Source organism: Cohnella sp. GbtcB17, assembly GCF_019091135.1.
GTDB lineage: Bacteria > Bacillota > Bacilli > Paenibacillales > Paenibacillaceae > Cohnella.
Map to the genome: position 1 here is coordinate 1 of NZ_JAGXJW010000162.1, position 626 is coordinate 626.

At 53.7% G+C, this 626-nt stretch carries 1 pseudogene; it reads left to right on the forward strand.

The features are described 5' to 3' along the window. Nucleotides 1-164: 164 nt before the first annotated feature. A pseudogene (locus KVT38_RS33475) lies at nucleotides 165-626 on the forward strand (IS21 family transposase); the annotation flags it as partial.

A 626-nucleotide genomic window follows, 5' to 3' on the forward strand; every position in this document is an offset into this window, starting at 1 on the left:
TGTCTATCGTAAAGTAAAAGTACCCCGAATAATCGTCGTACCGTACCCAAAAAAATCGTGCAGTTTTACCCATTATGATCGAGCCGGGTAAAACGAACAACGGTTGAGAAACCGATACCCTTCGTAGCGATACAGCGAAGGGTGCGGGACGGGAGATGCTGAGGATGAGCCAGATCGAGACGATTAAGGAACTACAGGCGAAGGGGCTGGGACCGGTGGCGATCGCCGAGCGCCTGAACGTTACACGAAAGACGGTCAGCAAATATATGGCGGCAGATGGCTTTCAGGAAAAACCGAAAGAGCAGAAGGAAGCGCAGCCTTCCAAACTGGATCCGTTCAAGCCGCTCATCCAGGAGTGGCTGGAAGAGGATCGTAAACACCGCTACAAGCAGCGGCATACCGCGATGCGGATTCACAACCGCCTGAAGGCCGAATGTGAAGGCTATGACGCCTCATATCCAATTGTACAGCGCTATGTGAAAAGCCTTCGTGAGCACCGGTACCAGGAAGGAACGCTGGAGCTCGACTGGCAGCCGGGTGAAGCGCAGGTCGATTTTGGCGAAGCTGATTTCTATGACGCCAGCGGCGAGAAGCGGATGTACAAGTACCTATGCGTGAGCTTCCCC